The organism is Limnohabitans sp. (assembly GCF_036804465.1).
Classification (GTDB): domain Bacteria; phylum Pseudomonadota; class Gammaproteobacteria; order Burkholderiales; family Burkholderiaceae_C; genus Limnohabitans.
Window position 1 is genome coordinate 82,541 of sequence record NZ_DAIRSK010000013.1, and the last position, 7,653, is coordinate 90,193.

General features: G+C 54.9%; 9 protein-coding genes. 5 read left to right on the forward strand and 4 right to left on the reverse strand.

Annotation, left to right across the window (positions count from 1 at the left end):
• Positions 1-8: 8 nt before the first annotated feature.
• Positions 9-1,244: an FAD binding domain-containing protein gene (locus V7Q41_RS08795; protein WP_333845438.1), complete on the forward strand. Its 1,236-nt coding sequence runs from the start codon at positions 9-11 to the stop codon at positions 1,242-1,244.
• Positions 1,241-1,801 carry a carboxymuconolactone decarboxylase family protein gene (locus V7Q41_RS08800; protein WP_333845439.1) on the forward strand — a complete coding sequence of 187 codons (561 nt, stop codon included), beginning with the start codon at positions 1,241-1,243 and terminating at the stop codon, positions 1,799-1,801. Before V7Q41_RS08795 ends, V7Q41_RS08800 begins: the two co-directional genes overlap by 4 nt.
• 6 nt (positions 1,802-1,807) lie before the next feature.
• On the opposite strand, the gene V7Q41_RS08805 is transcribed toward V7Q41_RS08800, so the two are convergent.
• The 4 genes from V7Q41_RS08805 to V7Q41_RS08820 all read right to left on the reverse strand — a co-directional run bounded on the left by V7Q41_RS08805 (position 1,808) and on the right by V7Q41_RS08820 (position 5,346).
• Entirely contained in the window at positions 1,808-2,503 is a 696-nt protein-coding gene (locus V7Q41_RS08805; protein ID WP_333845440.1) for a fumarylacetoacetate hydrolase family protein, read from the reverse strand.
• Positions 2,504-2,519: 16 nt separating this feature from the next.
• Complete coding sequence (locus tag V7Q41_RS08810; RefSeq protein ID WP_333845441.1) at positions 2,520-2,945, reverse strand: GlcG/HbpS family heme-binding protein; 426 nt, start codon at positions 2,943-2,945, stop codon at positions 2,520-2,522.
• Positions 2,946-3,028: 83 nt separating this feature from the next.
• A complete protein-coding gene (locus V7Q41_RS08815) occupies positions 3,029-4,048 on the reverse strand; it encodes a CobW family GTP-binding protein (protein ID WP_333845442.1) in 1,020 nt (339 codons plus the stop codon).
• A gap of 50 nt (positions 4,049-4,098) precedes the next feature.
• Positions 4,099-5,346 carry an LVIVD repeat-containing protein gene (locus V7Q41_RS08820; protein WP_333845443.1) on the reverse strand — a complete coding sequence of 416 codons (1,248 nt, stop codon included), beginning with the start codon at positions 5,344-5,346 and terminating at the stop codon, positions 4,099-4,101.
• A 102-nt stretch (positions 5,347-5,448) separates the two neighbouring features.
• Here V7Q41_RS08820 and V7Q41_RS08825 point away from each other — a divergent pair, with 102 nt between their 5' ends.
• The 3 genes from V7Q41_RS08825 to V7Q41_RS08835 all read left to right on the forward strand — a co-directional run.
• Positions 5,449-6,438: a Bug family tripartite tricarboxylate transporter substrate binding protein gene (locus V7Q41_RS08825; protein WP_333845444.1), complete on the forward strand. Its 990-nt coding sequence runs from the start codon at positions 5,449-5,451 to the stop codon at positions 6,436-6,438.
• A 146-nt stretch (positions 6,439-6,584) separates the two neighbouring features.
• Positions 6,585-7,442 (forward strand): diaminopimelate epimerase, encoded by an 858-nt coding sequence (gene dapF / locus V7Q41_RS08830; RefSeq protein WP_333845450.1) that lies wholly within the window; start codon positions 6,585-6,587, stop codon positions 7,440-7,442.
• The coding region (locus V7Q41_RS08835) for a DUF484 family protein (RefSeq protein ID WP_333845445.1) at positions 7,439-7,653 on the forward strand (215 nt) is incomplete at its 3' end. The genes dapF and V7Q41_RS08835, both read left to right, overlap by 4 nt.

Consider the following 7,653-nt stretch of genomic DNA (forward strand, 5'->3'; position numbering starts at 1 on the left):
TTTTTCTGATGGCACGTATTCTGGTGATTGGGGGCTCATTAGGAGGCTTGTTCGTTGCGAATATGTTGCATCAAGATGGTCACGATGTTGAGGTTTTAGAAAAAGTAAATGGCTCCATGAACGGGCGCGGTGCTGGCATTGTTTCGCACGACGTGTTGGTCAATTCGCTTGAGCGCGCCGGACTAGATGTGCAAGCCACTCTCGGAGTCGAAGTGCCAGGGCGTGTCTTGTTGGATCAATCAGGCAAAAGCTTGATTGCATTCAATATGCCCCAAGTACTGACCTCGTGGAGTCGCTTGTATCAAATTTTGAAAAGTGCTTTTCCTGCAGATCGTTACCACCAAGGTGTCACTGTGACGCGCATTGAGGAGCGAGATAACAGCGTGCACGCGCTTGCCACCACCGATGGCAAAGAAACCACTTGGCAAGCCGATGTGTTGATCGCGAGTGATGGCATTCGCTCCAATGTCAGGCAGCAGTTGTTTCCGCAAGTCCAACCTCAATACGCGGGCTACGTAGGTTGGCGCGGTGTGTGTGATGAGTCTCTGTTGTCGAGTCTCACGCGGACTACCTTGTTTGATTACTTTGGCTTTTGCGTGCCGCCCGAAGAACAAATCATTGGCTATCCAGTTGCAGGATCGGACAATGACACGACCCGCGGACATCGCGCTTACAACTTTGTTTGGTATCGCCCGGCGGCGCAGGGCGAAGAGTTACAAGCTTTGCTCACAGATGCGGACGGCGTGCATTATCCATTGGGCATACCTCCACACAAAGTAGATTGGCGACAGTTGGCAAAAGTGCGCGAAGAGGCTCGGCGTGTGTTGTCACCGCAGTTTGCAGAGATTCTTGAAAAAACCCCACAGCCTTTTCTCCAGCCCATCTTTGATGTGGCATCAGACACGGTGAATGTTGGACGCGTGGCATTGATGGGAGATGCGTCATTTGTGGCGCGCCCGCATATTGGCATGGGCGTTGCAAAAGCGTCGCAAGACGCAGTGGCACTTGCCGACGCTATTCGCACCCGCGGAGCCAATGCAACTGCACTTGCAGCGTATGCCAAAGTCCGCTTGCCTGCGGGACAATCAGCCGTTCACCGCGCGCGTTGGTTGGGTAGCTATATCAAGTCACCGGATGGGCAACCCCAACCGATGAACCAGCGCCAACATCAAGCCATTCATGAAACGGCGATTGATTTGGGCCGCTATGGGCATCAATCAGTATTTAAAGAAAATTCAACATGACCCCAGATCGTTTACCTCTCATCCCTCAGGCTCAATGGAATCCAGCGCAACGCGAGTGTGCAGATGAAATCATCCGTGGCCCGCGTGGAGGCTTGATAGAGCCCTTCATTCCACTGCTTCGCAGTCCCGAGTTGTGCACCCATGCGCAGCGCATGGGTGAGTACTTGCGCTACCGCAGCGCCATCGGCATGCGCTTGTCAGAGCTCGCCATATTGGTCACCGCACGCCATTGGTCGCAAGAGGTGGAATGGGCCATTCATGCGCCTATAGCCATTCGTGAAGGCATCAGCGAATCGATTGTTCAGGCGATTGGATTGAATCAACCGCCACCATTCATCCAAACGGATGAGCAACTGGTGTTTGACTTCACGGTGCAGTCGCTGGTGGACAAAAGAATCAAAGACGCTACGTGGGCCCAGGCCATTGCGCTTTTTGGGGAGCATGGTGCCGTTGACTTGCTGGGCATCGTGGGCTACTACACCATGCTGTCCGTGCTCATGAATGGCGCGTGCACCCCAGCACCTGCTGGTGCCAAGATGCCGCTGCCTGCGCTCTAGGTCTCTTTATCGAACGTGAACTCTGAGGGTGGCAAGTCCTGCGACTGAGCCCTCCATCACGTCGCCTGACTTCACGGCATTCACACCCTCTGGGGTGCCCGTGAAGATCAAATCGCCTGGTTCGAGTTGCCAGGCGGCAGACAAATGTTCAATGGTTTCGTTGATGTTCCAAATCAATTTTTCAATGCTGCTTTTTTGGCGTACATCGCCATTGACAGTGAGTTGAATAGCTGCATGCTCAATTGCGCCGGCATGTGCTTTGGGCGTGATGGGCCCCATGGGTGCACTGAAGTCGAAGGCTTTGCCAATGCACCAAGGGCGACCTTGTTTCTTCATGTCGTTTTGCAAATCGCGACGCGTCATGTCTAAGCCCACGGCATAGCCATACACATGCTCCATGGCGTTGGCCGCCTTGATGTTTTTGCCTGCTTTGCCGATGGCCACCACCAGTTCGATCTCGTGATGCAAATTGGCCGTCAACGAGGGGTAAGGCATGTCACCTGTTGTGCCTTCTGGCACCACCACCAGCGCATCTGCGGGCTTCATGAAAAAGAAGGGAGGCTCGCGTCCTGTGAAGCCCATCTCTTTGGCGTGATCTTCGTAGTTGCGGCCCACGCAATAGATGCGGTGGATAGGCATCTGCGCAGCTTCGCCCAGAATGGGTACCGTGACTGTGGGGCTGGCTGGGAAAAGTAATGTCATGTGAATTCCTTGTTGATTAATCAGTGCGCAAGCCTGCTGCATGAACGCCAGCCGTGCAAATGATTTCATCCTCATCGCCGGTTCCGCCGCTCGCGCCCACAGCACCCAGAATGTGTCCGTGGCTGTCTTTGATCAAGACTGCGCCAGGTTGAGGCAAGAATTTACCCTCGGCAGTGGCCGCCAAGGTGATGAAGAAATTGGGGTTGTCTTTGGCGCGTTCTGCCAAAACGCGGCTGGATGCACCCATGCCCACAGCGCCCCATGCTTTGCCGCGCGCGATGTCAAATCTGAACATGCTCGCACCGTCTTCACGGCCAAATGCGACCAATTGCCCTGATGCGTCGAGCACGGCCACGCCCATGGGTTTGTAGTTGGCGGCCCGCGCGGCTTTGCATGCCTCTTGGATGATGAGGTTGGCTTGGTTGAGTGAAAGATGTGTCATGTTGTTCTCCTAAAAAAAAGTCTGGGATTGTTTGGCGAATGAGCGCCGCCTTCCATGCTGATGGGTCTCACGTACTGGGGAAGTCATGGTTGGCTGGTGTTGGAGATGGCCCCAACCGCTTGGAATAAGTTCCGAATCATATCGGCCTCTATGTGGCGAACAATGAACACCAGCCTTGAGTCTCTATCCTCACTGGGCCATCTGTCCATCTTCACGGGGGTGTGAAAAATGTGTTGCACGCCTTGCACCACCACGGGCTCGCCTTCCACATTCACAATGCCCTTCATGCGCAGCAAGTCGGGTCCGCGCAAGGTGGTCAACAACTCAAGAGCCGCTGTGAAAGAAGCCCACGCAAAGGGTTGGTCGAATCGCAATGACAAGGTTCGCACAGATGCGTCGTGAGAGGCAGACCTTTGCCCCAAATAGCGCCCACCTTCTTGCGGTGCGTGTGTGGCATTCAAGGACTCGCCTAAAAAGCGCAGAGTGTTGTCGCTGGCGCGGGCACTGGACAGCCCTAAATTGATCAATTCGCAGGGGGCAAGCTCCCCGTTGTGGATGAAAGCGATGGGTGCCTGCGCATTCAGATCACGGATCAACCCAGACAGTATTTCTATGTCGCCCTCATTCGCCAAGTCGGATTTGGTGATGAAGATTTTGTCAGCCATCGCGATTTGTTTGATGGCTTCAGTTTGTTGCTGGATCTGACCTGCACCATGTAGTGCGTCGACCAGCGTGATCAAACCATCCAAGCGGTAATGTGCTTCTAGCAGGGTATCGCTAGCCAGTGTTTGCACCACCGGCGCGGGGTCGGCCAAGCCTGTGGTTTCCACAATCACGCGGTCAAAATCAAACACCTCACCCACGCGACGTTGGGCAAACAAATCGCGCAAAGTTTCTTGCAAATCGGTTCGCACCGAACAGCAAATGCAGCCATTCGCCAGCAAGGTGATGTTTTCTGACGACATGGTGACCAAGTCATGGTCAATGCCTATTTCGCCCACCTCATTGATCACCACGGCGACACGCCGCATGTCCGGATGCAACAACAGTTTGGAGATGAGGGTGGTTTTTCCGCTACCTAGAAATCCAGTGACCAAGGTCACTGGGATTTTTCCGGCCAATGCGTCACGCGACCAAGTCACAGCGCTCCCGCTCAAATGTTCATTTCAAGAATGTACAAACCGCCCGTGAAACGGTCCACGGTGTAGACGATGCGCCTGTCGTCGACGTAGACATCATTGAGTTGAATCGCACCAGCGGGCGACAGCTTGGGCGCGCCGGGTACAAAGTAAGCAATCTCTTGCACTTGGTAAGGGTTGCTGGTGTCGTACACACGCACACCCGCATTGAAAAACGAGCCAACGATGATGGTGTCTGAGCGAAATGAGGTGGGGCCGGGCAAGTTTTCATGCAAATTGTGCGCACCAAACCGTCCTCCGCGCTTGGCGAACGCTTCATAAGAGGGCGCTGGAAAAGTGCCAATCGGCACTGGGTTGCCTTCGTTGCGCGCGTCCACGACCCACACCAGCTTGGGCCAATCAGCCCCGTTGTCTTGCACGCATTCGTCACTGACAATCCACAGCCCACGATCGAACAGGGGAAGCACGGTGTGCGTAAATCCATTGAAGGGTGGGGAATGGTTCCACTGGGACACCACCTGGATGTTGCTCATGTCTGAGATGTCTAGCACCACCGCGCCGCCGTCGATGTAGCCCACAAACGCGCGGTCTGGACGCTCGGGAAACACATTGGTGTTGTGCGTGCGAAAGCCCGTGTCGAATTGTTTGGGCAATCTGGGTGGAGGCGGCGCCTCATCGCCCTCTCGTGTGCCGGGATACCACCAGCGGCCCACTTCAACAGGCTTGGTGGGGTCAGAGATGTCGAGGATGCGGTAGAACTGATCATCCAAAGGGTTGCGCGGCTGAAAGTCTGCGGCACCCGAAGACATGTGCACGTATTTGCCATCCACAAACCACACGGCATGGACGCCGCGTGAATGTGGGCCCGAGCAATCGAAATGAGACAGCAGACGCGGCGTTTCTGGTGTGCTCACATCAAAAATATCAACACCTGCAGGCTTGATGCCCACCGTACTGGCTTGGTAAGCCACCACCATGATGTCGCCCACCACGTCAAGCGAGTTGGAGCGCAGTTTCATGTGCGGCAACTCGGTTTGCACAATCAGCTTGGGGTTTGCGGGGTCTGTCACATCGACGCCCGAGAAGTTTTTCGGTGCTGACTCATGCGCGAGCCACAAGATGCGACGCCCGTCGGCGGTCATTTGCATCGACATCCCCTCTCCCAAGCCCCCAAAGCCTGCCAGCTCATGGTGGGCTAGCAATTTCATGTTGTGTGACAAAGTTTGGTCAGCACGCGAAGCAGGTTGTGGGGCATGAAGCATGGGTAAATACTCATTAAAAATGGTTTGGATTCTGTAATATAGCAACTTGGAGATCAATTGATCTAACAATATTCCCTAACTATGAAACCAAGGAGACACCTGATGAGTTTAATTTTGTCAATGCGTTTGAAGAAGAGTCTTTATGCTGGCCTTGCGGTGGTGGTGAGTTGTTTGTGCTTGCCATCGTTTGCCCAAAACTTTCCCAATAAACCTGTGAAGTTGGTGGTGACTTATCCCGCAGGCGGAAGCTCAGATTTGATGGCCCGCATCATGGGACAAAAGCTCAGTGAGCACTGGGGTCAGCCCGTCATCATCGAAAGCAAGCCTGGTGCTGCTGGTTCTATCGGCATGGAATTCACGGCACGTCAACCGGCGGATGGCTACACCTTTGTGGTGGGTAACTTAGGCCCTGCCGCCGTGAACCCACTGATCTCCAAAGTGCCTTACAACATGGACAAAGACTTCATCCCTGTGGCACTGACAGCGACGGGGCCCAATATTTTGGCTGTACCCACAGCATCACCTTTCAAAAACTTGAACGAGCTCATCACAGCGGCCCGTAACAAGCCCGACAGTTTGAATTTTGGAACCAGTGGCCCCGGCAGCATGGCCCATTTGGGTGGTGAGCTGATCATGCGACAAGCCAACATCAAAATGACTGGCGTGCCCTACAAGGGCGGTGGCTTGGCTGTCAACGATTTGTTGGCTGGTCAGATTGACATGATGTTGTCCGATGCATTGCCAGTCAGTCAGCACATCAAGTCAGGTCGTCTTCGTGCACTGGCCATCACCAGCGCCAAGCGCTCACCCATGATGCCCGACATCCCCACCTTTGCCGAAGCAGGTTTGCCAGGTTTGGTGGCGGTCAATTGGTGGGGTGTGTTCTTGCCAGCTGGCACACCCAAACCCGTTGTGGATGCTTACAACGCGGCCTTGGTCAAAATCATGGCCAACCCTGACCTCAAAGAACGATTTGCCGGCTTGGGCGTGGAAGCCCTCGCAACGTCACAAGATGAGTTCAAGGCTTTCTTGGCGTCAGAGAGTGCCAAGTATTCAAAGCTCATTGCCGACAACAACATCAAAGCAGAGTGATCGCTTTTATTTCTAGCGACCAAGCTCAGCCGCATCTGTGGCGGTGAGCTCGGTCAAGCTAGGAAATGGGCTGAGCAATCTTTGACCCTCTAGGTGATTGACGAAGAGGGCACAAGTTGACAGTCGCAGTGCCCGATAATCAGCGCATGCAAATTCGCTTCACCAAAATGCAGGGCGCTGGCAACGACTTCGTGGTCTTGGACGAGACCATCCAGCGTTTGAATCTCACGCCCGCCCACTACCGTTTTCTGGCTAACCGCCATTTTGGCGTCGGTGCAGATCAAATTCTCAGCGTGCGTCCTGCGCCGCAGCCTGATGTCGACTTTGAATACGTCATCCACAATGCCGATGGTGGTGAGGTGGAGCAGTGCGGCAACGGTTCGCGGTGCTTTGTGCGCTTTGTGCGCGAGCAAGGCTTGACTGACAAAACCACGGTGCGCGTCAAAGTGCATGGCGGCGTCATCACCCTGCAAGAAATGCCAGACGGCCAAGTGACGGTGGACATGGGCGCACCTGTGCTTGACCTGCCTCAAGTGCCGTTTGCACCTCCATACGCTAGAGCGCTCAACGACACCCAATGGCAGCTGCAACTGAGCAATGGCGATTCGGTCAAGGTGGGCGTGGTATCCATGGGCAACCCACATGCGGTGCAAGTGGTGGCCGACGTTGAGACCGCTCCTGTGCTGGTGCAAGGACCCCTCATCGAAAACCACGCAGCATTTCCCAAGCGCGTGAATGCAGGCTTTATGCAAGTGCTCAGCCGCAGCGTCGTGCGCTTGCGTGTGTTTGAACGCGGTTCTGGCGAAACACTCGCCTGCGGCACAGGCGCTTGCGCAGCGGTGGTGACTGGCATTCGCTGGGGCTTGCTTGACCCCCGCGTGACCGTGCACACGCACGGCGGCATCCTCACCATTGAGTGGCAGGGTGGCGACACACCCGTGCACATGACCGGTCCAGCCACCACAGTTTTCAGCGGCGAAATTACCTTACCTAGCACCCTATGACCCACCCTGCCATGAACCCCATCACCGAAGACGACATTGCCAATTTTTTGGTGAACACGCCTGACTTTTTCGAGCGTCATGCCGAGCTGTTGTCTGCTGTCAAGCTCAACAGCCCGCACAGCCACCGCGCCATCAGCTTGCAAGAGCGCCAAGCCGAAATGATGCGAGAAAAAATTCGCGCCCTCGAGCTGCGCATGATGGACATGATGCG